Source organism: Actinoplanes sp. NPDC049118, assembly GCF_040648555.1.
In the GTDB taxonomy this organism is placed as follows: Bacteria; Actinomycetota; Actinomycetes; order Mycobacteriales; family Micromonosporaceae; genus Actinoplanes.
The window spans coordinates 354,384-377,887 of the sequence record NZ_JBEZDY010000003.1 but is presented as its reverse complement, the minus strand read 5'-3'; the positions used below and the strand labels follow the sequence as shown (position 1 = coordinate 377,887).

The following is a 23,504-nucleotide window of genomic DNA, read 5'->3' as shown; positions in this document are numbered from 1 at the left end:
CCTGAGACCGAGCCCGGACTCAGGCCCGCAAATGCCGAGACCGCCGAGCCGGTGGCCGCGCCCGCCGCCTGAGACCGAGCCCGGACTCAGGCCCGCAAATGCCGAGACCGCCGAGCCGGTGGCCGCGCCCGCCGCCTGAGACCGAGCCCGGACTCAGGCCCGCAATGACGAAAGCGACCCGGGATCGCTCCCGGGTCGCTGCGGTCGGTCGGGTGTATGGCCCGCGGTCGGTGTCGGGGGTGAACTACGGGCTCTCAGCGCGCCATGCTGCGGCGGGACATCGAACGCCACAGGTCGTTGCTCGGGCGCATCTGCTCCATCAGCTCGCGCTCCCATTCGTTCTCCACCGCGACGCCCGCCGTCTCACACGCTCGGCGGGCCACGTCGGTGCCGTCGGCCGCGAACGTGTCCGTCCACTCGCCGTCCTCGCCGACCAGGACGATGCGGGCGCCCCGCTTGCCGACGTACTCGATGACCGCCTTCGCCCCGCCGTGGCCGGTGGCGAATGACTTGATGTCGGCGGTCAGTGTCGTATCGGAACCTTCTGCCATGACTCGCAGCCTAGGCAGAGTTCGGCGGTGGGCAAGCACCGACTGCCGGGAATTGTGATGGCAATTACCTGCGGGTTTAGCGCCTCAGGGCATTGTTTTGGGCCGATACCGCCCGAATTGCACCCCGTCCCCGGTTCCACCTAAAGGGGTAAGAAGAGTCACTCTGATAACGCGAATAACGGGCATTCTGTGCGACGTGCGTGAATGTCGTCGCGTGATGTCCGTTACTCAGATGAGCGCATCGACCGCGACCGCGATGAAGAGAATGGTCAGGTACGTGTACGACCAGTGGAAAAGGCGCATGGGCTTCAGCGGCTCGCCGCGGCGGGAGCGGCCCACCAGCCGCACGGCCTCCGTCAGGAAGATCAGGCCGGAGATGACGGCCGTGACCCCGTAGATCGGGCCCAGGCCCAGCGGCCACGCCGCCAGCGACGCGGCAAGCATCAGGACGGTGAAGATCAGGATCTCGGCGTTGACCCGGCCCGCCGAGCGCACGACCGGGAGCATCGGGATGCCCGCACGGGCGTAGTCGTCCTTGTATTTGATGGCCAATGCGTAGAAATGCGGCATCTGCCAAAAAAAGACAACGGTAAAAAGCGCCCAGCCGAGCGGGGCGATGGACCCGGTCACGGCCGCCCAGCCGATGAGCACGGGCGCCGCGCCGCAGATCCCGCCCCAGAACGTGTTGGCGGGCGTCCGGCGCTTCAGCCACAGCGTGTAGACCACGTCGTAGTAGAAGATGGAGCCCGCCGTCATCGCCGTGGCGAGCCAGTTGGTGAACGCGCCCATGAGCACGACCGAGACGGCCGCCAGCACCAGGCCGAAGACCAGCGCCGAGCGCGGGGTGACGGCGTGCGCCGGCAGCGGGCGGCGCTTGGTGCGGCGCATCAGCTGGTCGATGTCGCGGTCGATGTAGCAGTTCAGCGCGCTCGCCGCGCCGGCCGCCAGCGAACCGCCGATCAGCACCACGGCGACCAGCCACGGGTCCGGCCAGCCGCCCGCGGCGAGCATCATCGCCGGGACCGTGGTCACCAGCAGCAACTCGACGATGCGCGGCTTGGTCAGCGACACATACGCCCTGATGACGGCGCCGACGTCACGGCGGCGCTTTGCGGGCTCCGCCGCCCGTGGCGCCGGGAGTAGACCGGGCGACCGCCCCTGGTCGGGACGCTCGGTGATCATGCTCACGGACAGCCACCTTCCGGCATCGGCGTGGGTTGGAACTTAGCCGTTGCCGGCTGGGACCGGCTGGCACGTTGGGACAGACTACGCGCAGCCCGGGGCGGTCATCGGTCGAGGTGTCCAGGGGGTGTACCACGACGCAGCCCCCCGCGCTCCACGTCCGCTCTCAGCGTATGGGCCGCTGCCGTTCCCGGGGCGGTGGTTTACCGCTAATGGATAGGGTCAAGTCAAAAGGGTTCCCACACCATGGCCGAGGAGTACAACCGACGTGGCTGCCAAAGACGATCTGAACTGGTCCGACCTCGACCGGCGGGCGGTCGACACCGTCCGGGTGCTGGCCATGGACGCGGTCGAGAAATCCGGTAACGGGCACCCCGGCACGGCGATGAGCCTGGCGCCGGCGGCCTACCTGCTCTTCAACCGGATCATGCGGCACGACCCGACCGACCCGCACTGGGCCGGACGGGACCGCTTCGTTCTCTCCTGCGGCCACTCCAGCCTCACCCTCTACATCCAGCTCTATCTGTCCGGCTACGGCCTGGCGCTCGACGACCTGGCCGCGCTGCGCCAGTGGGGCTCGCTGACCCCCGGTCACCCTGAGTACGGACACACCCCCGGCGTCGAGGTCACCACGGGCCCGCTGGGCCAGGGCATCGGCAACGCGGTCGGCATGGCGATGGCCGCCCGCCGCAAGCGCGGACTGTTCGACCCGGACGCCGAGGAGTCGGTCTTCGACCACCACGTCTACGCGCTGTGCTCGGACGGCGACATCGAGGAGGGCGTCAGCCACGAGTCGAGCGCCGTCGCCTCGGTGCAGAAGCTCGGCAACCTCACGCTGATCTACGACGACAACGAGATCTCCATCGAGGACGACACCCGGATCGCCAAGAACGAGGACGTCGGCGCCCGGTACGCGGCCTACGGCTGGGACGTGCACACCGTCGACTGGCGCAAGGGCGACCCGAGCAAGGGCGACTACGAGGAGAACGTCGAGGAGCTCTACGCGGCGATCCTTGCCGCCCGGGCCGTCACCGACAAGCCGTCGTTCATCGTGCTGCGCACCATCATCGGCTGGCCCGCGCCGAACAAGCAGAACACCGGCAAGATCCACGGCTCGGCGCTCGGCGCCGACGAGGTCAGGGCCACCAAGGAGATCCTCGGCTTCGACCCGAACGCGACGTTCGCCGTCGCCGACGACGTCATCGGGCACACCCGCCAGGCCGCCGACCGGGGCCGCCAGCTGCACGCCGAGTGGGACAAGGCCTTCGAGGTCTGGTCGGCGAGCAACCCCGAGGGCAGGAAGCTCTTCGACCGGCTGAGCTCGCACGGCCTGCCCGACGGCTGGACGGCCGCGCTGCCGGAGTTCCCCGCCGATCCGAAGGGCCTGGCCACCCGTGCCGCCTCCGGCAAGGTCCTCGAGGCGCTCGCGGGAGTCCTGCCGGAGCTCTGGGGCGGCTCCGCCGACCTGGCGGAGAGCAACAACACCACCATGAAGGGCGAGCCCTCGTTCATCCCGAGCGAGTACGCCACCAAGGCCTTCCCGGGCCACGAGTACGGCCGCACCATGCACTTCGGCGTCCGCGAGCACGGCATGGGCTCGATCCTCAACGGCATCGCCGCGCACGGCGGCACCCGCCCGTACGGCGGCACGTTCCTGGTCTTCAGCGACTACATGCGCGGCGCCGTCCGGCTCTCCGCGCTGATGAAGCTGCCGGTCATCTACGTGTGGACGCACGACTCGATCGGCCTGGGCGAGGACGGCCCGACGCACCAGCCGATCGAGACGCTCTCCGCGCTGCGCGCCATCGTCGGCCTCGACGTGGTCCGCCCGGCGGACGCCAACGAGACCGCCTGGGCCTGGCGCGGCGCGCTCGAGCACACCGACCGGCCGACCGCCCTGGCGCTCTCCCGGCAGAACCTGCCCACCATCGACCGCGACCGGTACGCGTCGGCCGAGGGCACGCTGCGGGGTGGCTACATCCTCTCCGAGGCGTCGCACGGCGTGCCGCAGGTCATCCTGATCGGCACCGGCTCCGAGGTGCAGTACTGCCTCACCGCGCAGGAGCGCCTCGAGGCCGAGGGCACGCCGACCCGGGTCGTCTCGATGCCGTGCCAGGAGTGGTTCCACGAGCAGGACGAGGCGTACCAGCAGGAGGTCCTGCCGCGCGGCGTCAAGGCCCGCGTCACGGTCGAGGCCGGCATCCGGATGAGCTGGGACCGCATCCTCGGCGAGGCCGGCGAGCCGGTCAGCATCGAGCACTACGGCGCCAGCGCCCCGGCGAAGATCCTGTTCGAGCAGTTCGGGTTCACCGCGGACAACGTGGTCGCCAAGGCCAACGCCGCCCTCGCCAAGGTCGGCGAAATCACCGGTTACACGACCGGTACCTGAGCTACCGAGACGGCTTGGCCGTACTGGAAGGTAGAAGAAACTTGAGGAGTAGCGATGACCGACAGGCTGGCTGACCTTTCCGCCGCGGGTGTTGCGGTGTGGCTCGACGACCTCTCCCGCGTCCGCCTGCAGAGCGGCTCGCTGGACCGGACGCGCCGCGAGCAGCACGTGGTCGGCGTGACCACCAATCCGACCATCTTCGCCAAGGCGCTCGCCGACGCGGACGCGTACGACTCGCAGCTCAAGGACCTCGCCGCGCAGGGCGTCACGGTCGAGGAGGCCGTGCGCCTGCTGACCTCGTACGACGTGCGCTGGGCCGCCGACGTCATGAAGCCCGCGTACGACGCGTCGTCCGGTGTCGACGGCCGGGTGTCCATCGAGGTGGACCCGCGCAGCGCGCACCTGACCGAGAAGACCAAGGCCGAGGCGAAGACGCTGTGGTGGCTCGTCGACCGCCCGAACATCTTCATCAAGATCCCGGCGACCAAGGCGGGCCTGCCGGCGATCACGGCGACCCTGGCCGAGGGCATCAGCGTGAACGTGACGCTGATCTTCTCGCTTGAGCGCTACCGGGAGGTCATGCACGCGTTCCTGGCGGGCATGGAGCAGGCCAAGGCCAACGGCCACGACCTGACCCAGATCGGCTCGGTCGCCTCGTTCTTCGTGTCCCGGGTGGACACCGAGATCGACAAGCGGCTCGACAAGATCGGCAGCGACGAGGCCCGGGCGCTGCAGGGCAAGGCGGGCGTCGCCAACGCCCAGCTCGCGTACCAGGCCTACTCCGAGGTCTTCGGCACCGACCGCTGGCAGGCCCTGGCCGACGCGGGTGCGCACCCGCAGCGGCCGCTCTGGGCGTCGACCGGCACGAAGAACCCGGACTACAAGGACACCATCTACGTCGAGGAGCTGATCGCCCCCGGCACGGTGAACACCATGCCGGAGTCGGTCATCAAGGCCTTCGAGGACCACGGCGAGACCCGCGGCGACACGGTGACCGGCTCGTACGCCACCGCGCAGAAGGTGATGGACGACCTCGCCGCGGCCGGCATCGACTTCGACGACGTGTTCAAGGTCCTCGAGGACGAGGGTGTCGAGAAGTTCGAGACCAGCTGGGGCGAGCTGCTCGAGGACGTGAAGAAGTCCCTCGACGCCGCCGCCAAGGGCGCACAGAATCCGAGCGACGCCGCGAGGTGACGTGACCGACGACCTGCTCGCGGGCGTGGAGGCCGCCGCGGGGCTCGCCGTTTACGGCGGCCCGGCGACGGCTTCCCGCCGCGGGCTGGTCGCGCAGGGCGTGCCGGGCCTGCTGGCCAGCAAGGACCCGACACTCTGGGGCCCGGCGGCCGAGGCCGGCGCCAAGGAGACCCTGGACCTCCTGGACCAGAGCCGCCGCGGCCGCGAGCTGCTCCCCCTGATCGCCGAGCTGCACGAGGAGCTCGGCGACCTCACCAACGTGGTGCTCGCCGGCCCCGGCGGCACCGCCGAGGTCGCCGCCCGCACGCTGGGCCGGCCCCTGACCGTTCTCGACGACGCCGACCCGCAGCCGGTCCGCGCGCTGATCGACGACCCCGGCCTGCTGCGCCGCACGCTCGTCGTGCTGACCGACGACAGCCTGCGCGACGTCCTGCTGCAGGCCTATCTCGACCTCGGACACACCCCGGCCGAGGCCGGCCGCCATTTCGTGGCGCTGACCGGGCAGGAGTCCGCGGGAGCGCTCGGCATCACCGCCGTCGCCGGCGATCCCGGCGCCCTGACCGCCCTCGCCTTCGCCCGCGTGGACATCGCCGAACTGATCGACGAGGCCGAGTTGTTCGCCCCGTCGCTGGCCCGCGACGAGGACAATCCCGCGCTCGCGCTCGGCGTCGCCCTGGCCGGCGCCGACAAGGTCGCCCTGGTGCCGGACGGCTCCGGCATCGAGGGGCTCGGCGAGTGGGCCGCCGACCTCGTCACCGGCGCGCTCGGGCTGCTCGCGATCGCGGTCGAGTGCCCCGCGAACGCCGGCACCGCGCCCGAGGACGTGCTCACCATCACGTACGGCGGCAGCCTGCCGCCGGCGGCGGTCCCCGGCGGCGGCGTGCGCCCCGACGTGGCCGTCAACGGGCCGCTGGGCGCGCAGTTCCTCGCCTGGCGGTACGCGGTCGCCATCGCCGGGCGCATCCGCGGCGTCGACCCGTTCCGGATATTCGAGCCCGAGACCGCCGAACCGGCGCCCGCGACACCGTCCTTCGTCGAGGGCGCCGTGGAGATCTTCACCACTGGTGACGCCACCGACCTCGAGTCGGCGCTGCGGGATTTCCTCGCCGACGCGGACGATCACGTCGCCGTACGGGCCTTCCTGGACCGGACCGCCGACGCCGCGGTGGCCGGCGTGCGGCCGCTGCTGGCCGCCGCCTGCGCGCGGCCGGTCTCGTTCGGATGGGGCCAATACCACAGAGGCGGGCCGCGACACGGCTCGTTTCTGCAGATCACCGGCCTGGCCGCCGGCGACGTGCCGGTTCCGGGCCGGCCGTACACGCTCGGCGACCGGCAGGCGGCACGCGCCGCCGGGGACCGGCGAGCGCTGCGGCGCGGCGGCCGCCCACTGCTGCGCCTGCACCTGACCGACCGCGCCGAGGGCGTCCGGCAACTGCTCGCCGCCGCCGGCGTGTTGCGGCACCGGCCCTCACCCGTAACCCTGCGCGAGCACAAAAAGCTGGCAGGATGGGCACGTGGGTAATCCGCTGCGCACGGCACAGGACCGACGGCTTCCGAGGATCCCGGAGCCCTGCGCTCTGGTGATCTTCGGGGTCACCGGCGACCTGTCCCGAAAGAAACTCATTCCGGCCGTCTACGACCTCGCCAACCGTGGTCTTCTGCCGCCCGGCTTCGTGGTCTTGGGCTTCGCGCGCCGCGACTGGGGCGACGGCGACTTCGAGTCGCTGGCCTACGAGGCCGCCAAGAAGGGCGCCCGCACGCCGTGGCGGGAGGAGGTGTGGACCCGGCTGGCGAGCCAGTTCCAGTTCGTGCCCGGCTCCTTCGACGACGACACGGCCTTCGATCAGCTGGCGAACACGTTGGACGAGCTGCGCGAGCGCAACGGCATCGCGGGCAACGCCGCCTTCTACTTCTCCATCCCGCCGGCCGCGTTCCCGCTGGTGCTCAACCAGCTGGCCCGCACCGGGATGGCCGACAACGCCAAGTCCGGCGGCTGGCGCCGGGTCGTGGTCGAGAAGCCGTTCGGCAACGACCTGAAGACGGCGATGTCGCTGAACCAGCTCGTCGACGAGGTCTTCACCCCGGCGGACGTGTTCCGCATCGACCACTACCTCGGCAAGGAGACGGTCCAGAACATCCTGGCCCTGCGCTTCGCGAACAACCTGTTCGAGCCGGTGTGGAACTCCAAGTACGTCGACTCGGTGCAGATCACCATGGCCGAGGACGTCGGCATCGGCACCCGGGCCGCGTTCTACGACGCGTCCGGCGCGGCCCGCGACGTGATGCAGAACCACCTGCTCCAGCTGCTCGCGCTGGTGGGCATGGAGGAGCCGACGAGCTTCGACCCCAACGACGTACGCGCGGAGAAGCTGAAGGTCCTCAAGGCCATCAGCCTGCCCCGCGACATCTCCAAGGACTCGGTCCGCGGGCAGTACCTGCCGGGCTGGGTCGCGGGCGAGCGGGCGGTCGGCTATCTCGAGGAGAAGGGCGTGCCGCCGGACTCCACCACGGAGACCTATGTCGCCGTCCGCCTCGGCATCCAGAACAGGCGCTGGGCGGAGGTGCCGTTCTACGTCCGGGTCGGCAAGCGGCTGCCGCGCCGGGTCACCGAGATCGCCATCATGTTCAAGAAGGCGCCGCACCTGCCGTTCGACCCGGCCGACGTCGAGATGCTCGGCAACAACCAGCTGGTCATCCGCGTGCAGCCGGACGAGGGCGTAGTGCTCAAGTTCGGTTCCAAGGTGCCGGGCACCACGATGGAGGTCCGCGACATCGCGATGGACTTCCAGTACGGCGAGGCGTTCACCGAGTCCAGCCCGGAGGCCTACGAGCGGCTCGTGCTCGACGTGCTCGTCGGCGACCGCACCCTGTTCCCGGACGCCGCCGAGATCGAGCAGAGCTGGCGGGTCGTCGACCCTCTGGAGGCGGCCTGGGCCGGCACCAAGCCCGAGCCGTACCGCTCCGGCGAGTGGGGACCGCGGGCGTCGGACGAGATGCTGGCCCGCGAAGGCCGCGCGTGGAGGCGAGCATGAGCGACCTTGGGAGCGAATCATCGGCTCAGGTACAGACTCATGTCGACACCGGAGCGCTAGCGGAGGTGGCGGCATGATCGGGCTTTGGGACACTACTGGTAATGAGGTCGTCAAGGCGCTGGCGGCCGAGCGGCGCAGCGCCGGCGGCGTGGCCAGCGGCCTCGCCCTGACGCTGGTCGCGGTCGTGGAGGAGAAGAAGGTCCGCGAGGCCGAGGCCGCCGCGACCATCGCGGCGTCCGCGCACCCCTGCCGCCTGCTCATCGTGGTCCGCTCGGACCTCGACGGGCGCAGCCGGCTCGACGCGGAGATCGTCGTGGGAGGCCGGCTGGGGCCGGCCGAGGCCGTCGTGATGCGCATGTACGGCCGGCTGGCCCTGCACGCCGAGTCGGTCGTCATGCCGCTGCTGGCCCCGGACGTGCCGGTGGTGACGTGGTGGCACAGCGAGCCGCCGGACATCATCGCCAACGACTTCCTCGGCGTGGTCGCCGACCGGCGCATCACCGACAGCAAGCTGGCGCCGGACCCCGTCGCGGCGCTACGCCAGCGGGCGGCCGACTACGCACCCGGCGACACCGACCTGACCTGGACCCGGATCACCCTGTGGCGCACCCTGGTCGCGGGCGCGTTCGACACCACCGAGGAGCGCGTCACCGGCGCGACGATCGAGGCGCCGTTGAACGACCCGACGGCAGCGCTGATGAAGGGCTGGCTGAAGTCGCGGCTGGGCATCGAGCCGAACTGGGTGCACACCGACCGCTCGCCGCGCATGCACTCCGTGGAGCTGCAGTGCGCCAACGGCGACTGCGTGCGGGTCACCCGCGAGGAGGGTACGGCCCTGTTCAGCCGGACCGGCCAGGAGGACCGCTACATGCCGCTGCCGAAGCGGCCCGTCGGCGACGAGCTGGCCGAGGAGCTGCGCCGGCTCGACGCCGACCAGATCTACGGCGAGGCGCTGGGCGCCCTGGCGGGCGTCGCGGGGCTGGACAGCAAGCCGCCGATGCGCGTACACGTCTGGAAGGACCCGGCGCTGGCCGCCCGCGCGGGCGACACCGCGGCCGCCGGCGCCTGGCCGGGCGGGATCGCCTGATTACCTAAGATCAACGGGGCCGTTCCGCCTTCCCGGCGGGCGGCCCCTTTTGCCGAATGACGAGGGGTTCCATGAGCGAGACCGTTGTGGTGGTGGTTCCCGACGCCGACATCCTGGCGTCGGCGGTGGCGGCGCGCCTGGTCGTCAGGATCATCGACGCGCAGGCCGAGCGCGGCTGGGCGAGCATCGTGCTGACGGGGGGCCGGGTGGCGGCCAAGGTGCTGCGCGCGGTGAAGGAACTACCCGCCTCGGACGCGGTCGACTGGTCGCGGATCGACCTCTGGTGGGGCGACGAACGGTTCCTGCCCGCGGGCCACCCGGACCGCAACGAGACGCAGGCCCGTGCGGCGCTGCTGGACGCGCTCGCGCTGGACCCGGCACACGTGCACGCCATGCCGGCCTCCGACGGCCCGGACGGCGACGACGCGAAGGCGGCCGCCGCCCGGTACGCCCACGAGCTGGCCGCGGCGGCGAAGCCGGGCAGCTCGGAGCTGCCCCACTTCGACGTGCTGATGCTCGGCGTCGGCGAGGACGGCCACGTGGCCTCGCTCTTCCCGGAGCACCCCGGCGTCTACGAGACCGGGACGGTCGCGGCCGTGCACAACAGCCCGAAGCCTCCGCCGACCCGGATCACGCTGACCATGCCGACCATCCAGACGGCCGAGGAGGTCTGGCTGATCGCGGCGGGCAAGGACAAGGCGGCCGCGGCCGGCATGGCGATCGGGGGCGCGGGCCCCAAGCAGGTGCCGGCGGCGGGCGCGGTCGGCACGGAGAGGACGCTGTGGCTGCTGGACCGCACGGCGGCGGCCAACGTGCCGCCGCAGGCGCGCAGCCTGCGCTGAGCCGCACAAAGGAAGGGCCGCCTGGTGGGCGGCCCTTTTCCGCGCGTGTCCGCTCAGGCGAGCAGCGTCGGGATCCGCTCGAACAGCTGCGTCGTGTACGTCACCATCTCATGCAACATCCAGTTACCCGACAACAGAATCGCCGCACCGACACCCACCGCCTTCGGCACGAACGACAGCGTCGCCTCCTGAATCTGCGTCACCGACTGGAACAACGAGATCGCAAAACCGATAAGCAACGCGGTCACCAACACCGGCGCACACATCTTCGCCGCAACCGTCATCGCCTGCAGTCCGAGCTCAACGATCATCGTGTCGGTCATGCCAACCCCTTCGGGTCCCCACCACCACCCCGGAGTGCACAACGGGCGCGCCACGGTTGCCGTTCGGTTCGGCCAGGCGGAAACCTCAGGTCAGGCCCGGGACGAGATCTGCTGCACGGCCCAGCCGTTGCCGTCGGGGTCGGCGAAGAAGACGAAACCCACGTTGTCCAGCGGGTCTGGCGTCGGCCGGGGGTTCTCGCCCAGCTTCTGCACGTCGCTGACCGGCACGCCGCGGGCGACCAGCTCGGCGTGCGCCCGGTTGATGTCGGGCACCACCAGCTGCAGCCCCTTGAGCGAGCCGGGCGGCATGTCGGGCACGGCGCCCTTGCCGATGACGATCGAGCAGCCCGAGCCCGGCGGGGTCAGCTGCACGATCCTGACCTCGTCGCCGATCACGGTGTCGTGGTCGACGTGGAAGCCGAGCTGGTCGGCGTAGAACTCCTTTGCCCGGTCGATGTCCGAGACGGGCACGATCACCACTTCCAGGGTCCAGTTCACGCGCCTCATCGTGCCACTCAGGGCGACGCCATGGGAGCCGTCGGCGTCGCCACCGGGCCGGAGGGAAGCCCGGTGGGCGCCCCTTCGACCGGGCCGGGTGGCGGCCCCGCGGGTGTGCTCGTCGGCTCCGGTACCGCCGCGGGGGACGCCGACGGCGCGGACGAGGCGGTCGGCTCCGGTGCGGGCGGCGACGGTACCGTGGCGGCGGGCTGGTCCGGCACCCGGCGCAGCGGCGCGTCGTGCTCGCCGCGTACGGCGAAGACCGCACCGACCAGGACGGCCGCGACCACCAGCAGCGGCCGCCACCAGGCGAGCCAGGACCGCCGCGCGGTCGTGGCGGTCGGCGGCAGCGCCGGCCGCAACCGCTCGGGGGTGATCTGAGCGGCGCGCCCGGCCAGCGCCCGGCGCACCCGCTGCTCGACTTCCGTGCTCATCGCCTCTCCCCCAGCCGGCCGCGCAGTAGGGCAAGGGCGCGGCTCGCGGTCGACTTCACCGTGCCGCGCGAAACGCGCAGCACGTCGGCGATCTCCCGCTCGGACAGCTCCGACCAGTACCGCAGCACCATCACCTGGCGCTGCCGCACCGTCAGCTCCGCCAGCGCCGCCAGCACCTCCCGGTCGCCCTGCCCCAGCAGCACCTCGTCCTCCGCGGCGGGCGCCAGGCCGGGGCGCGGCGGCACGTAGGCACGCGCGCTGCGCCGCCGGCGCAGCGCCGAGCGCGCCGCGTTCATCACCCCGGTCGTCAGGTAGGCGTGCGGATCGGCAACCGATTCCAGGTCGGCACCGTGCCGCCGGTACAGGGCGGCGAACACGTCCTGGACGATGTCCTCGGCGGTGGGCAGGTCGTCGACCATGAGCACCGCCAGCCGCACCAGGCTCAGCCGGCGCGCGTGGTAGAGCTCATTGATCGCCGGAGGCCCGTCCCCGCCGGCGCCGCGCACCGAAGGTGCCGAACTGGACACGACCGACCGCAGCAGGCGCAGCAGGGGCGCGGGCAGCGGGAAGACGAGGGTCATTGTTGTCCTGGGGTCAGCGCCGGGTCGGGGAGGGCGACGGTACCGCGACCGGGCCATCGGGGGAGGCGGTCGGCCGGGGCGGCGCCGGGGCCGCGGTCGGGCTGCCGGGCAGCGATGTGGCGGTCGGCACGGGCACCGCGGTGGCGGTCGGCACAGGCGCCGGGCCACCGGGCACCGAGGTGGCGGTCGGCGCGGGCGCCGGGCCATCGGGCACCGAGGTGGCGGACGGCACGGGCGCCGGTGAGGCGGGCGCCGCGGTGGCGGTCGGCACCGGCGCCGGTGAGGCGGCCGGAGCGGCCGGGCTCGGCGCGGCCGGAGACGCCGCCGGCCGCGGCGCGGGCGGCGGTGCCTCGTCCGCGAACGCCCCGGTGGCGGTCAGCACACCGAGGACGGCGACGGTGGTCGCGGCGGCGGCGAGCGAGACGGTGCGGGCGGTCGGACGCATCACGGAACTCCTGTGCGGTCGGGGACGGTGCTTTCGCAGGAGTAGACGCGCGGCGCCGCGGAAGGTTGGCGGCCGCATGGTGACGCACGCCACACCTGACTGCCGCTTAGACTCGCGGCCGTGCAGCCATCGATCCGCGCCTACGGCCCCGCCGACCTCGACGCCGTCTACGACATCTGCGTACGCACCGCCGACGCCGGAGGTGACGCCCGCGGTCAGTACTCGTCCGACAGGCTCATGGGCGACATCTTCGCCGTCCCGTACGTGACGCTGGAGCCGCAGCACGCGCACGTCCTCGACGACGGCAGCGGCAACCCCGTCGGCTACGTGCTCGGCACGGCCGACACGGCCGCCTTCGCGGGGCGCTATCTCGACGAGTGGCTGCCCGCCACCGCCGGCCGCTACCCGGAGCCACCGGACCCGCCCGTGACACCGGAGGAGAGCATGCTGTGGCTGCACTACCACCCGGAGCGCATGGTCGTGCCCGAGCTGGCGGCGTACCCGGCGCACCTGCACATCGATCTGCTGCCGCAGTGGCAGGGCAAGGGCTGGGGGCGCGGCCTGATGGACGCGTTCCTGGCCGGGCTGCGGGCCGCCGGCGTCCCGCGCGTGCACCTCGGCATGGCCGTCGCCAATGTCTCCGCGCGCGCCTTCTACGACCGGATCGGCTTCACCGAGATCCCGGTGCCGGGCGCCACCACGGTCACCTATCTGGGTCGTGACACCGCCCCGTAGCTACGCCCTACTCCCCGCGGCCGCGGCGCTGACGAACCTTGGCCAGCGCCTCGGCGAGGATCGCCGCGCCGTCGGCGTCGGAGCGCCGCTCCTTCACATAAGCCAGGTGCGACTTGTACGGCTCGCTGCGCATCCGGCCGGGCGGGTTCTGCCGGTCGAGACCGCCCGGCTGACCGCACCGGGTGCAGTCCCACGTCTCCGGGGGTACCACGTCGGCGGCGAAGCGGACCTCGACCGGATGCCCTGCGGCACACCAGTAGGTCACCTGCCGCCGGGGGGCGGGCTCGCTGCGCTCGTCGGGACGCATCGGGCTGGAGCCGACGCGGCTACCGCGGATCGCACTGCCACTGGACACGGAAGTCACTCCTGTCTCGAGGGCGTTTCATCGCCGGGGAAAGCGGCGGTATTAGCGGTGGAAAAACAACCGCGCGGCCCGGACCGGACCGCGCGGCAGAGTCTACGACTCACAGAGCCCCTGGAGAAGGGCCCAGCACGAACGCTTGGGAAGCAGACGTTAACTATCTGTTTCAGGAGGCCTGAGCAACCTTGAGCCAGAGTCCCAGACCGACGATGCAGGCGAACCAGATGACACCCACGAGCACCGTGTAGCGGTCCAGGTTCTTCTCCGCGACCGAGGAACCGGCCAGGCTGGAGGTGACGCCGCCGCCGAACATGCTGGACATGCCCCCACCCTTGCCGCGGTGCAGCAGGACGAGCAGGGTCAGCAGGATGCTGGAGATGAGCAGCAACACGATCAACGTGTACGCGAACGCGATCGGCATGGTCGGGTCATTCCTCTCGAAGGGCACAGCAGCGCCACCACAATAGCGGGTGCCCGGCCGCCGCTACGAGGCGGCCGGGCATCCGGAACTCAGCGTTGGACGTGCTCGCGGAAACGGACGATCGAGGCGAACTCCTCGGCGTCCAGGCTCGCGCCGCCGATCAGCGCGCCGTCCACATCAGGCTGGGCCATGATCGCGGCGATGTTGGCCGCCTTCACGGAACCGCCGTACTGGATGCGTACCGCGTCGGCCGTCTCCGCGCCGTACGTCTCGGCGAGCCGCGCCCGGATCGAGCCGCACACCTCCTGCGCGTCGTCGGGCGTGGCGGTCTTGCCGGTGCCGATCGCCCACACCGGCTCGTACGCGATCACGATGTTCTTGACCTGCTCGGCCTTGAGGCCCTCGAGCGCGCCGTCGAGCTGGCTGGCGCAGTGCGCGACGTGCGTCCCGGCCTCGCGGATCTCGAGGCCCTCGCCCACGCAGAGGATCGGCGTCAGGTCGTTCGCCAGGGCCGCCTTCACCTTGGCGTTGACCAGCGCGTCGTCCTCGTTGTGGTACTCGCGGCGCTCGGAGTGCCCGATCACCACGTAGCCGCACCCCAGCTTGGCCAGCATCGCGCCGGAGATGTCCCCGGTGTACGCGCCGCTGGGGTACGGCGACAGGTCCTGCGCGCCGTAGCCGATCAGCACCTTGTCACCGTCGATCGCCGTCTGCACGCTGCGCAGCGAGGTGAACGCCGGCAGCACGACCGCCTCGACGTCGGTGAGCTGCTGCTCGTTGAGGCTCGCGGCGAGCTTCTGCACCAGAAGGATGGCCTCGAGGTGGTTGAGGTTCATCTTCCAGTTGCCGGCCATGATCGGACGGCGGGTCACGTCAGCCATGCTTCAGCTCTCCAGCGCGGCGAGACCCGGCAGGGTCTTGCCCTCGAGGTACTCCAGCGACGCGCCGCCGCCGGTCGAGATGTGCCCGAACGCGGACTCGTCGATGCCGAGCGTGCGCACGGCCGCGGCCGAGTCGCCGCCGCCGACGACCGAGAAGCCGTCGATCTTCGTGATGGCCTCGGCGACGCCCCGGGTGCCGGCCGCGAACGGCTCCAGCTCGAAGACGCCCATCGGGCCGTTCCAGAAGACGGTCTTCGCCGGCCCGATCGCGTCGGCGAACAACGCGACGCTCTCCGGGCCGATGTCGAGCCCGAGCCGGTCGGCCGGGATCTCCGAGACGGCGACCGTGGCGTGGTCGGCGTCGGCCGCGAAGGCGGTCGCCGCGACCACGTCGACCGGCAGCACGATCCGGCCGCCGGCCTGCGCGAGGAGATCCGCGCAGGTCGCGATCATGTCCTCCTCGAGCAGCGACTTGCCGACCTCGTGGCCCTGAGCCTTGAGGAAGGTGAAGCACATGCCGCCGCCGACGAGCAGCTTGTCGACCTTAGGCAGCAGCGCCTGGATTACGGCGAGCTTGTCGGAGACCTTCGAGCCGCCGAGCACCACCACGTACGGCTGCTCCGGGCTGTCGCTCACCCGCCGCAGGACCTCGACCTCCTTGATGACGAGGCCGCCCGCGTAGTGCGGTAGCCGCGCCGGGACGTCGTAGACCGAGGCGTGCTTGCGGTGCACCGCGCCGAACGCGTCGTCGACGAAGTACTCCGCCAGCGCCGCGAGTTCGTCCGCGAAGGCGCCCCGCACGGCGTCGTCCTTGCTGGTCTCGCCCGGGTTGAAGCGCAGGTTCTCCAGCAGCAGCACCTGGCCGTCGGCCAGCGCCGCGACCGACTCGGTGGCCGAGGCGCCGACGGTGTCCGAGGCGAAGACGGCCGGGGTGCCGAGCAGCTCACCGAGCCGCGCGGCGACCGGCGCGAGCGTGAACTTCGGGTCCGGCGCACCCTTGGGGCGCCCGAGGTGCGAGCACACGATCACGCGCGCGCCCGCGTCACGCAGGGCGATCAGCGTCGGCAGGACCGCTCGGATGCGGCCGTCGTCGCTGATCCGGCCCGGCTCGTTTTTGTCGAACGGGACGTTCAGGTCGGCGCGCACGAGCACGCGCCGACCCGAGACACCCTCGCCGAGCAGGTCGTCGAGAGTCTTCACGTGTGTCAGCCGACCAGCTTGACCAGGTCGACGAGGCGGTTCGAGTAGCCCCACTCGTTGTCGTACCAGCCGACGACCTTGACCTGGTTGCCGATCACCTTGGTGAGGCCGGCGTCGAAGATGCACGAGGCCGGGTCGGTGACGATGTCCGACGACACGATCGGGTCCTCGGTGTAGACCAGGATGCCCTTGAGCGGGCCGTCCGCGGCGGCCTTGATGGCGGCGTTGACCTCGTCGACCGAGGTCTCCCGGGCCGCCGTGAAGGTCAGGTCGGTGGCCGAGCCGGTCGGGATCGGCACCCGCAGCGCGAAGCCGTCCAGCTTGCCCTTGAGCTCCGGCAGCACCAGGCTGACGGCCTTGGCGGCGCCGGTCGAGGTCGGCACGATGTTGAGCGCGGCGGCGCGGGCGCGACGCAGGTCGCTGTGCGGGCCGTCCTGCAGGTTCTGGTCCTGCGTGTACGCGTGGATCGTGGTCATCAGGCCACGCTCGATGCCGATGGTGTCGTTGAGCACCTTCGCCATCGGCGCGAGGCAGTTGGTCGTGCACGAGGCGTTGGAGATGACCGTGTGCTTCGCGCCGTCGTACAGGTTGTCGTTGACGCCCATCACGATCGTGATGTCCTCGTTCTTGGCCGGCGCCGAGATGATGACCTTCTTCGCACCGTTGGTGACGTGCGTCTTGGCCTTGTTGGCGTCGGTGAAGAAGCCGGTCGACTCGATGACGACGTCGGCGCCCAGGTCGCCCCAGGCGAGGTTCGCGGGGTCACGCTCGGCGAAGGCCTTGAAGGTCTTGCCCGCGACGGTGATCTCGTCCGCCGTGGCCTTCACCTCGTGCGGCAGCCGGCCCAGGATGCTGTCGTACTTCAGCAGGTGGGCGAGCGTGGCGTTGTCCGTCAGGTCGTTGACGCCGACGATCTCGATGTCCGCGCCGGAGGCGAGCACCGCCCGGAAGAAGTTGCGGCCGATACGGCCGAAGCCGTTGATGCCAACCCGGATGGTCACAGGTGGATCTCCTCGTTTCGGTCCGCCGGAATCTAGGACCGGCGGATGTCTGCGTGCCGACCGTTATCGAGGGCCGGCTGTTGCTCATCAGGGCCGCCACGCCTCCAGGGACAAGCCACCGCAGCCAGGTGTTGACCTGGTGCTACGGGCGGCGCCCGGCGTGGGGCGGCCATGCTGCCGGCACCGTCGCCGTCGCCGTCACCCTATCCGAGTAGATGTCCGCCCCTCGAATCGGGGCGCGACCTGATCGTTACCTAAGGTACCGAAAACTTCCCGGTACGCCCGGCCGAACCGCCGCCCCCGGAAGGGGATCATGCTCCCGCGCGCGGGGCCGGTCCCGCCGTCAGCAGGCCATCATCTCGGGGGTGACGGCGGCCTCGGTGTCAGGGATGCCGAGGTCACGGGCGCGCTTGTCGGCCAGGGCGAGCAGACGCCTTATACGGCCGGCGATCGCGTCCTTCGTCAGCGGCGGATCGGCGAGCGCGCCCAGCTCCTCGAGCGAGGCCTGGCGGTGCTCCAGGCGCAGGCGCCCCGCCGACGTGAGGTGGTTGGGCGCCTCGTCGGCGAGGATCTCCAGCGCCCGGGTCACCCGCGCGGCTGCCGCCACCGCGGCGCGGGCGGAGCGGCGCAGGTTCGCGTCGTCGAAGTTCGCCAGGCGGTTCGCCGTCGCGCGGACCTCGCGGCGTACCCGGCGCTCCTCCCAGGCGAGCACGCTCGAGTGCGCGCCGATGCGGGTGAGCAGCGCCGCGATCGCGTCCCCGTCCTTGATGACCACCCGGTCGACGCCGCGCACCTCGCGTTCCTTGGCGGTGATGCCGATGCGGCGGGCGGCGCCGCGCAGCGCCAGGGCCGCCTCCGGCCCCGGGCAGGTGATCTCCAGCGCGCTGGAGCGGCCGGGCTCGGTCAGCGAGCCGTGCGCCATGAACGCGCCGCGCCACGCGGCGACCGCGCAGCACACGTTGGCGGAGACGACGTGCGGCGGAAGCCCGCGCACCGGCCGGCCCCGCACGTCGAGCAGCCCGGTCTGCCGCGCCAGGGCCTCGCCGTCCTTGACGATGCGCACGATGTAGTGGCTGCCCTTGCGCAGGCCGCCGGAGGCGAGCACATGCACCTCGCTGGGGTAGCCGTACACCTCGGCGATCTCCCGGCGCAGCCGCCGGGCGACCGCACCCGTGTCGAGCTCGGCCTCGACGACCACCCGCCCGGACACGATGTGCAGGCCGCCCGCGAAGCGCAGCAGGGCGGCCATCTCCGCACGGCGGCAGCATGGCTTGGGCACGTCCACCCGGCTCAGCTCGTCCTTGACCGCTGCCGTCATCGCCATCTTCGAAGTCACCTCATGCTTGTTTCGCGGTACGCCAGTTGCTTAACGATCGGAGCCGAGGAGCGGCACCAGTGCTGTGCCCAACGACTCAGGATCATGCTTTGGGCTGCCGTCCGCCACCGCCAAGGATGCCAGGACCAGGCGCGCGCCGAGGGCCTCGGCGGCCCGGTGCACCGGGTCGGGCTCGCCGACCCACTTGCTGTCGGCGAGCACCGTGTCGACCCGGAGCTGCGGAAGGTACCAGTGCAGTGCGGCCAGATGATCGGCGACGGAGAGCCCGAGGGTCTCGTTCTCGGCAGCGAGGTTGAGCGTCACCAGCCGCCGGGCCGGGCTGGCCACGATGGCGGCGGCGAGCTCCGGCACCAGCAGGTGCGGAAGCACGCTGGTGTACCAGCTGCCGGGCCCGAAGATCAGCCAGTCGGCCTCGGCGATGGCGGCGACCGCCGGCGGGCACGCCGGCGGCGCGGCGGGCACGATCCGTAGCGCCTCGACATGACCGCTGGCGACGGCGACGGCATGCTGACCCCGAACGGTGACGACCTCGTCGGGACGCTCCGGATCGCCGCCGCGCACGTCGGCCTCGATCCCGACCGCGTGGCAGGCCATCGGCAGCACCCGGCCCTGCGCGCCGACCATGGCGCCGGCGTGCGCGAGCGCCTCGACGGGATCGCCGAGCAGCTCCATGAGCCCGAGCAGGAGCAGGTTGCCGACGGCGTGACCGGCGAGCGGATCGTGCCGGCCGCCGACGGAGGCGATCCGCCGGTCGACGCCGCCCCACCCGGCCTTCGCGTCGCCCGCGGGCTCCTCCTCCGCGCCTGCCGCGGCGCTGCCCGGGCCCTCGTCGCCCGCGGCCTCGTCGCCCGCGGCATCAGAACCCGCGGCATCAGAATCCGCGGCATCAGGGCCCGCGGCATCAGGGCCCGCCGAGACGGGGATGCCGTCCGCCGCCAGGGCGGGGGCCGTCCTGCCGACCAGCGCGAAACGGTGCTGGAGCAGCGCCACCGTGCGCTGATGGGCCGGGTTGTCGTCGGCGAGCGCCGCGAGGGCCATGCGCAGGTCGCCCGGCGGCAACTGGGCGTCCCGCTCGGCACGCAGCCGCCCGCTGGAGCCGCCGTTGTCGCCGACGGTGACCACGGCGGTGATGTCGAGGTCCAGCTCGGGTGCGCAGTTGCGCAGGCCTCGGAGCGAGACCGCCAGCCCGTGCCCGCCGCCGAAGGCGACGACCTTGATCGGCCGCCCGCCACCCTGGTCGCCCCGGGCGGATCCACCGCGCGGCTCCCCCGGATTACCGCCCGGCCCTCCCGGCTGACCCCCCGTCACTCCCGCCCCAGGTCGCGGTGCGAGGAATGTGCGGACAGGCGGATGTCGCGCAGCTGGGCCGTCAGCTCCTCTGCTATCGCGACGCTGCGGTGCTTGCCGCCGGTGCACCCGATGGCGACGGTCAGGTAGCGCTTGCCCTCACGCTCGAACCCGGGCGCGGTCGTCGCGATCAGCCCGGCATAGGTGGCCACGAAGTCGTGCGCGCCCTCCTGGCCGAGCACGTAGCCGCTGACGCCTTCCTCGAGCCCGGTGTGCTCGCGCAGCTCCGGCACCCAGAACGGGTTCGGCAGGAAGCGGGCGTCGAGCACGTAGTCGGCGTCCGGCGGCAGGCCGTACTTGAAGCCGAACGACAGCACGGTGATCCGCAGCCGGCGCGCGTCCTCCCCGCCGAAGAGCTCCTCGACGCGGCGCCGGAGCTGATTGACGTTGAGATGACTGGTGTCGATGATCACGTCGGAGTGCTCGCGGGCCTCCTCGAGCAGCTTGCGCTCGGCGGCGATGCCGTCGGCCAGCCGGCCGTCACCCTGCAGCGGATGCGAGCGCCGCACGGACTCGAACCGCCGGATCAGCACCTCGTCGTCGGCGTCGACGAACACGACCCGCGGCGAGAATCCCCGCTCCTTGAGCGCGCGGATCGCACCGGCCAGATCGGTGGAGAACGCCCGGCTGCGCACGTCGAGCACCATCGCCGTGCGCCGCGCGGCGCCGCCGGCCTCGAACGCCAACTGGGCCATGTCGAGCATGAGCGCCTGCGGGAGGTTGTCGACGACGTAGAAGCCCACGTTCTCCAGGGCCCGGGCGACCGTGCTGCGGCCACCCCCGGACAGCCCGGTGACCACCACGAGGTCGGTACCGGCCTCGTCGGGCGTTGGCTCCGGGGCGAACCCCGGCATCGACTCGGTCACGCAGACTCCTCCTGCACCGCACTGTCTCTGCACCCCGTACGGGCGGACACTGCATCCTAGGCCGAAGGGTCGGCCCGAGGCCTCCTGACGTCGTGTCCATTACCCGATCCAGTGCCCCGGAGGCGCCACAAGCCGCCCAGATCCACCACGACGGTGAAACGGACGACCCCGTCCGCGCATTCCGCCCCTGTCGCCCGACCGCTCGGTAGCCTCCGCCACCGCGCAAGCCCTGCCGCCCCAACGACCTCCCGCCAACCCGCGGCACGCCACCGCTGGGACGGTCGGCTACGAGGTGGGTTCCGTCGGGGCCGGTGGCGCCGCCTCGGCCTCGGCGTCGGTCGGCGCGGGACGGGGTGCGACCCGCGAGCGGTTCGCGCCGGCCCTGGTCCTGCCCGCGCCGCCGGCCGGAACCGCGTCCGGGGCGGCGGGTGGCACCTCGTCCGGGCCAGGCTTCTCGGCGCCGGCCAGGGCCTTGAGGATCGACTCCGCGGTGCGGCGGCCGATGCCCGGCACCTCGGCGATCTCCTCCAGGGACGCCTGCCCCATCCGCTTCAGGGATCCGAAGTGCCGCAGCAGCGCCTTGCGCCGGGTCTCCCCCAGCCCGGGGATGTCGTCCAGCGAAGAGGCCGTCATCCGCTTGGAGCGTCGCTGGCGGTGGAACGTGATCGCGAAGCGGTGCGCCTCGTCGCGCACCCGCTGCAACAGATACAGGGCTTCCGAGGTGCGGGGCAGGATCACCGGGTAGTCCTCGCCCGGCAGCCACACCTCTTCCAGGCGCTTGGCCAGGCCGCACAGGGCGACGTCCGTGATGCCGAGGTCGGACAGGACGGCCGCCACGGCGTTGACCTGCGGCTGGCCGCCGTCGACGACCACCAGGTTGGGCGGGTAGGCGAACCTGCGGGGCCGGCCCGTCAGCGGGTCGATGCCCGGCAGCTCGCTGGTCGCCGGCTCCTCCTCGTCACCGTCGGCACCACCTCCCGGCGCCGCCTTGCCCACGAGATCACCGTCGGCGGCACGGCTCAGCGCCGCCTTCTCCACGAGATCACCCTCGGCAGCAACGCCCACCGCCTTCTCCACGAAATCACCGTCGGCGGCGCGGCTCAGCGCCGCCTTGCCCACGAAATCGCCGTCGGCAGCAACGCCCAGCGCCGTCTTCTCCACGAAATCGCCGTCGGCAGCAACGCCCGGCGCCGTCTTCTCCACGAAATCGCCGTCGGCGGCAGCGCCCGGGGCCGCGCCGACCGCGGCCTCCATCACGGTGTCGCTGTCGGCGGCGCCGCCCGGTGCCGGGCCGGCCGCGGTCATCTCGGCGGGGCCGGGGCCGGGGACGGCGGCGGGGTGGGCGGACTGTGCGCGGTAGCGGGCGAAGCGCCGCCGCATCACCTCGCTCATCGCCGCCAGGTCGTCGGTGCCCGAGCCGTCCGGATTTCCGCGGACGGCGAAGCGGCGGTATTCGCTCTTGCGGGCCAGGCCGTCCTCGAAGACCACCATGCTCGCCACCACGTCCGTGCCCTGGATCTGGGACACGTCGAAGCACTCGATGCGCAGCGGCGCCGTCTCCATGCCGAGCGCTTCCGCGATCTCGTCCAGCGCCTTGCTGCGGGTGGTCAGGTCGCCCGCGCGGCGCAGCTTGTGCCGGGCCAGCGACTCGCCGGCGTTGCGCGCCACCGTCTCCAGCAGGGAGCGCTTGTCGCCGCGCTGCGGCACCCGCAGGCTCACCCGGCTGCCGCGGTGCTCGGAGAGCCAGTTCTCCAGCGCCGCCGCGTCCGGGGGCAGAGCCGGGACGAGCAGCTCCCGGGGTACGTCGTTCTCGCCGTGCTCGTCGCCGTAGACCTGGGTGCAGAAGTGGTGCACGAGGTCTCCCGTGGTCAGGTCCTCGACCTTCTCCACCACCCAGCCGCGCTGGCCGCGCACGCGGCCGTCGCGGACGTGGAAGACCTGGACCGCCGCCTCGAGCGGGTCCTCAGCGAAGGCGACCACGTCCGCGTCGGTGCCGTCGCCGAGCACGACCGTCTGCTTCTCCATCGCCTTGCGCAGCGCGGCGATGTCGTCGCGCAGCCGGGCCGCCTTCTCGAACTCGAGCTCCTCGGACGCGTCGAGCATGTCGCGCTCGAGGCGCTTGACGAACGCGTCGGTGCGCCCGGCCATGAAGTCGCAGAAGTCGTCGACGATGGCCCGGTGCTGCTCGGCGGAGACCGTGCCGACGCACGGCGCCGAGCATTTGCCGATGTAGCCGAGCAGGCAGGGCCGGCCGATCTGGCCCGCGCGTTTGAAGACGCCGGTGGAGCAGGTGCGGGCCGGGAAGACGCGCAGCAGCAGGTCGAGGGTCTCGCGGATGGCCCAGGCGTGCGAGTAGGGCCCGAAGTAGCGCACGCCCTTGCGCTTGGCGCCGCGCATCACCTGTAGGCGGGGGTATTCCTCGTTGAGGGTCACCGCGAGGAACGGGTAGGACTTGTCGTCGCGGTACTTGACGTTGAAGCGGGGGTCGAACTCCTTGATCCAGGAGAATTCGAGCTGCAGCGCCTCGACCTCGCTGCCGACGGTGACCCAGTCGACGGCGGACGCGGTGGTGACCATCTGCTGGGTGCGCGCGTGCAGGGTCCACGTGTCGGCGAAGTAGGAATTCAGCCGGTTTCGCAGGCTTTTCGCCTTGCCCACGTAGATGACGCGGCCGGTCGGGTCACGGAAGCGGTAGACACCGGGAGCGTCCGGAATGGTCCCGGGCGCCGGCCGGTAGCTGGACGGGTCAGGCACGGCTCAACACTAGTGCGGACCCCTGACATGATTATCCCGCCGGA

The 23,504-nt window shown here is 71.7% G+C and carries 23 protein-coding genes; 7 read left to right on the top strand and 16 right to left on the bottom strand.

Translation table 11 applies throughout. The features are described 5' to 3' along the window. Nucleotides 1-254: 254 nt before the first annotated feature. Both AB0B58_RS06480 and AB0B58_RS06475 read right to left on the bottom strand, forming a co-directional pair. Nucleotides 255-551, bottom strand: a complete 297-nt coding sequence (locus AB0B58_RS06480; protein WP_360218482.1) for a hypothetical protein — start codon at nucleotides 549-551, stop codon at nucleotides 255-257. Between the two features lie 228 nt (nucleotides 552-779). Then, nucleotides 780-1,733: a heme o synthase gene (locus AB0B58_RS06475; RefSeq protein WP_360218741.1), complete on the bottom strand. Its 954-nt coding sequence runs from the start codon at nucleotides 1,731-1,733 to the stop codon at nucleotides 780-782. A 340-nt stretch (nucleotides 1,734-2,073) separates the two neighbouring features. On the opposite strand from AB0B58_RS06475, the gene tkt reads away from it, so the two are divergent. The 6 genes from tkt (at nucleotide 2,074) to pgl (ending at nucleotide 10,277) form a co-directional block, all read left to right on the top strand. Then, nucleotides 2,074-4,122, top strand: a complete 2,049-nt coding sequence (tkt, locus tag AB0B58_RS06470; RefSeq protein ID WP_360218738.1) for a transketolase — start codon at nucleotides 2,074-2,076, stop codon at nucleotides 4,120-4,122. A gap of 54 nt (nucleotides 4,123-4,176) precedes the next feature. After that, nucleotides 4,177-5,316, top strand: a complete 1,140-nt coding sequence (gene tal / locus AB0B58_RS06465; protein WP_360218479.1) for a transaldolase — start codon at nucleotides 4,177-4,179, stop codon at nucleotides 5,314-5,316. A gap of 1 nt (nucleotide 5,317) precedes the next feature. Continuing rightward, on the top strand, nucleotides 5,318-6,838 hold the full coding sequence (locus tag AB0B58_RS06460; RefSeq protein WP_360218476.1) for a glucose-6-phosphate isomerase: 1,521 nt from the start codon (nucleotides 5,318-5,320) through the stop codon (nucleotides 6,836-6,838). Next, a complete protein-coding gene (gene zwf / locus AB0B58_RS06455) occupies nucleotides 6,831-8,348 on the top strand; it encodes a glucose-6-phosphate dehydrogenase (protein ID WP_360218473.1) in 1,518 nt (505 codons plus the stop codon). The genes AB0B58_RS06460 and zwf overlap by 8 nt, the downstream gene beginning before the upstream one ends. Nucleotides 8,349-8,421: 73 nt before the next feature. Then, entirely contained in the window at nucleotides 8,422-9,435 is a 1,014-nt protein-coding gene (locus AB0B58_RS06450) for a glucose-6-phosphate dehydrogenase assembly protein OpcA (RefSeq protein ID WP_360218470.1), read from the top strand. Between the two features lie 71 nt (nucleotides 9,436-9,506). Continuing rightward, nucleotides 9,507-10,277 carry a 6-phosphogluconolactonase gene (gene pgl / locus AB0B58_RS06445; RefSeq protein WP_360218467.1) on the top strand — a complete coding sequence of 257 codons (771 nt, stop codon included), beginning with the start codon at nucleotides 9,507-9,509 and terminating at the stop codon, nucleotides 10,275-10,277. 53 nt (nucleotides 10,278-10,330) lie between these two features. Here pgl and fliQ read toward each other — a convergent pair whose 3' ends face one another. The 5 genes from fliQ to AB0B58_RS06420 form a co-directional block, all read right to left on the bottom strand. Next, complete coding sequence (gene fliQ, locus AB0B58_RS06440) at nucleotides 10,331-10,600, bottom strand: flagellar biosynthesis protein FliQ (protein WP_360218464.1); 270 nt, start codon at nucleotides 10,598-10,600, stop codon at nucleotides 10,331-10,333. A 90-nt stretch (nucleotides 10,601-10,690) separates the two neighbouring features. Further along, a complete protein-coding gene (locus AB0B58_RS06435; protein WP_360218461.1) occupies nucleotides 10,691-11,098 on the bottom strand; it encodes a VOC family protein in 408 nt (135 codons plus the stop codon). A gap of 17 nt (nucleotides 11,099-11,115) precedes the next feature. Beyond that, nucleotides 11,116-11,532 (bottom strand): hypothetical protein, encoded by a 417-nt coding sequence (locus tag AB0B58_RS06430; RefSeq protein WP_360218458.1) that lies wholly within the window; start codon nucleotides 11,530-11,532, stop codon nucleotides 11,116-11,118. Continuing rightward, a complete protein-coding gene (locus AB0B58_RS06425) occupies nucleotides 11,529-12,113 on the bottom strand; it encodes a sigma-70 family RNA polymerase sigma factor (protein ID WP_360218455.1) in 585 nt (194 codons plus the stop codon). Before AB0B58_RS06425 ends, AB0B58_RS06430 begins: the two co-directional genes overlap by 4 nt. Nucleotides 12,114-12,126: 13 nt before the next feature. Continuing rightward, nucleotides 12,127-12,558 carry a hypothetical protein gene (locus AB0B58_RS06420; protein ID WP_360218452.1) on the bottom strand — a complete coding sequence of 144 codons (432 nt, stop codon included), beginning with the start codon at nucleotides 12,556-12,558 and terminating at the stop codon, nucleotides 12,127-12,129. Between the two features lie 120 nt (nucleotides 12,559-12,678). Here AB0B58_RS06420 and AB0B58_RS06415 point away from each other — a divergent pair, with 120 nt between their 5' ends. After that, nucleotides 12,679-13,293 carry a GNAT family N-acetyltransferase gene (locus AB0B58_RS06415; RefSeq protein WP_360218449.1) on the top strand — a complete coding sequence of 205 codons (615 nt, stop codon included), beginning with the start codon at nucleotides 12,679-12,681 and terminating at the stop codon, nucleotides 13,291-13,293. A gap of 7 nt (nucleotides 13,294-13,300) precedes the next feature. Here the strand turns inward: AB0B58_RS06415 and AB0B58_RS06410 are convergent, their stop codons facing one another. The 9 genes from AB0B58_RS06410 to uvrC form a co-directional block, all read right to left on the bottom strand. Next, the gene (locus AB0B58_RS06410) at nucleotides 13,301-13,648 is read right to left on the bottom strand and encodes an RNA polymerase-binding protein RbpA (protein WP_360218446.1); all 348 of its coding nucleotides are present in this window, start codon (nucleotides 13,646-13,648) and stop codon (nucleotides 13,301-13,303) included. A gap of 172 nt (nucleotides 13,649-13,820) precedes the next feature. Beyond that, entirely contained in the window at nucleotides 13,821-14,075 is a 255-nt protein-coding gene (gene secG / locus AB0B58_RS06405; protein WP_360218443.1) for a preprotein translocase subunit SecG, read from the bottom strand. An 89-nt stretch (nucleotides 14,076-14,164) separates the two neighbouring features. Next, nucleotides 14,165-14,956, bottom strand: a complete 792-nt coding sequence (gene tpiA, locus AB0B58_RS06400) for a triose-phosphate isomerase (protein WP_360218440.1) — start codon at nucleotides 14,954-14,956, stop codon at nucleotides 14,165-14,167. A gap of 3 nt (nucleotides 14,957-14,959) precedes the next feature. Continuing rightward, a complete protein-coding gene (locus AB0B58_RS06395) occupies nucleotides 14,960-16,156 on the bottom strand; it encodes a phosphoglycerate kinase (protein ID WP_360218437.1) in 1,197 nt (398 codons plus the stop codon). 5 nt (nucleotides 16,157-16,161) lie between these two features. After that, on the bottom strand, nucleotides 16,162-17,157 hold the full coding sequence (gene gap, locus AB0B58_RS06390; protein ID WP_360218434.1) for a type I glyceraldehyde-3-phosphate dehydrogenase: 996 nt from the start codon (nucleotides 17,155-17,157) through the stop codon (nucleotides 16,162-16,164). Between the two features lie 343 nt (nucleotides 17,158-17,500). Continuing rightward, on the bottom strand, nucleotides 17,501-18,481 hold the full coding sequence (whiA, locus tag AB0B58_RS06385) for a DNA-binding protein WhiA (RefSeq protein WP_184996434.1): 981 nt from the start codon (nucleotides 18,479-18,481) through the stop codon (nucleotides 17,501-17,503). A 42-nt stretch (nucleotides 18,482-18,523) separates the two neighbouring features. Continuing rightward, nucleotides 18,524-19,711: a 2-phospho-L-lactate transferase CofD family protein gene (locus AB0B58_RS06380; RefSeq protein WP_360218735.1), complete on the bottom strand. Its 1,188-nt coding sequence runs from the start codon at nucleotides 19,709-19,711 to the stop codon at nucleotides 18,524-18,526. An 86-nt stretch (nucleotides 19,712-19,797) separates the two neighbouring features. Beyond that, on the bottom strand, nucleotides 19,798-20,694 hold the full coding sequence (rapZ, locus tag AB0B58_RS06375; protein WP_360218732.1) for an RNase adapter RapZ: 897 nt from the start codon (nucleotides 20,692-20,694) through the stop codon (nucleotides 19,798-19,800). 297 nt (nucleotides 20,695-20,991) lie between these two features. Then, on the bottom strand, nucleotides 20,992-23,460 hold the full coding sequence (uvrC, locus tag AB0B58_RS06370) for an excinuclease ABC subunit UvrC (RefSeq protein ID WP_360218431.1): 2,469 nt from the start codon (nucleotides 23,458-23,460) through the stop codon (nucleotides 20,992-20,994). Nucleotides 23,461-23,504: the final 44 nt, after the last annotated feature.

Bases quoted from the DNA above. Each gene is read 5' to 3' on its own strand.
- tal (WP_360218479.1), top strand. From the start codon at position 4,177: ATGACCGACAGGCTGGCTGACCTTTCCGCCGCGGGTGTTGCGGTGTGG.
- fliQ (WP_360218464.1), bottom strand. From the start codon at position 10,600: ATGACCGACACGATGATCGTTGAGCTCGGACTGCAGGCGATGACGGTT.
- AB0B58_RS06420 (WP_360218452.1), bottom strand. From the start codon at position 12,558: ATGCGTCCGACCGCCCGCACCGTCTCGCTCGCCGCCGCCGCGACCACC.
- AB0B58_RS06450 (WP_360218470.1), top strand. From the start codon at position 8,422: ATGATCGGGCTTTGGGACACTACTGGTAATGAGGTCGTCAAGGCGCTG.
- AB0B58_RS06480 (WP_360218482.1), bottom strand. From the start codon at position 551: ATGGCAGAAGGTTCCGATACGACACTGACCGCCGACATCAAGTCATTC.
- AB0B58_RS06475 (WP_360218741.1), bottom strand. From the start codon at position 1,733: ATGATCACCGAGCGTCCCGACCAGGGGCGGTCGCCCGGTCTACTCCCG.
- AB0B58_RS06430 (WP_360218458.1), bottom strand. From the start codon at position 11,532: ATGAGCACGGAAGTCGAGCAGCGGGTGCGCCGGGCGCTGGCCGGGCGC.
- pgl (WP_360218467.1), top strand. From the start codon at position 9,507: ATGAGCGAGACCGTTGTGGTGGTGGTTCCCGACGCCGACATCCTGGCG.
- AB0B58_RS06425 (WP_360218455.1), bottom strand. From the start codon at position 12,113: ATGACCCTCGTCTTCCCGCTGCCCGCGCCCCTGCTGCGCCTGCTGCGG.
- tpiA (WP_360218440.1), bottom strand. From the start codon at position 14,956: ATGGCTGACGTGACCCGCCGTCCGATCATGGCCGGCAACTGGAAGATG.
- whiA (WP_184996434.1), bottom strand. From the start codon at position 18,481: ATGGCGATGACGGCAGCGGTCAAGGACGAGCTGAGCCGGGTGGACGTG.
- rapZ (WP_360218732.1), bottom strand. From the start codon at position 20,694: ATGCCGGGGTTCGCCCCGGAGCCAACGCCCGACGAGGCCGGTACCGAC.
- secG (WP_360218443.1), bottom strand. From the start codon at position 14,075: ATGCCGATCGCGTTCGCGTACACGTTGATCGTGTTGCTGCTCATCTCC.
- tkt (WP_360218738.1), top strand. From the start codon at position 2,074: ATGGACGCGGTCGAGAAATCCGGTAACGGGCACCCCGGCACGGCGATG.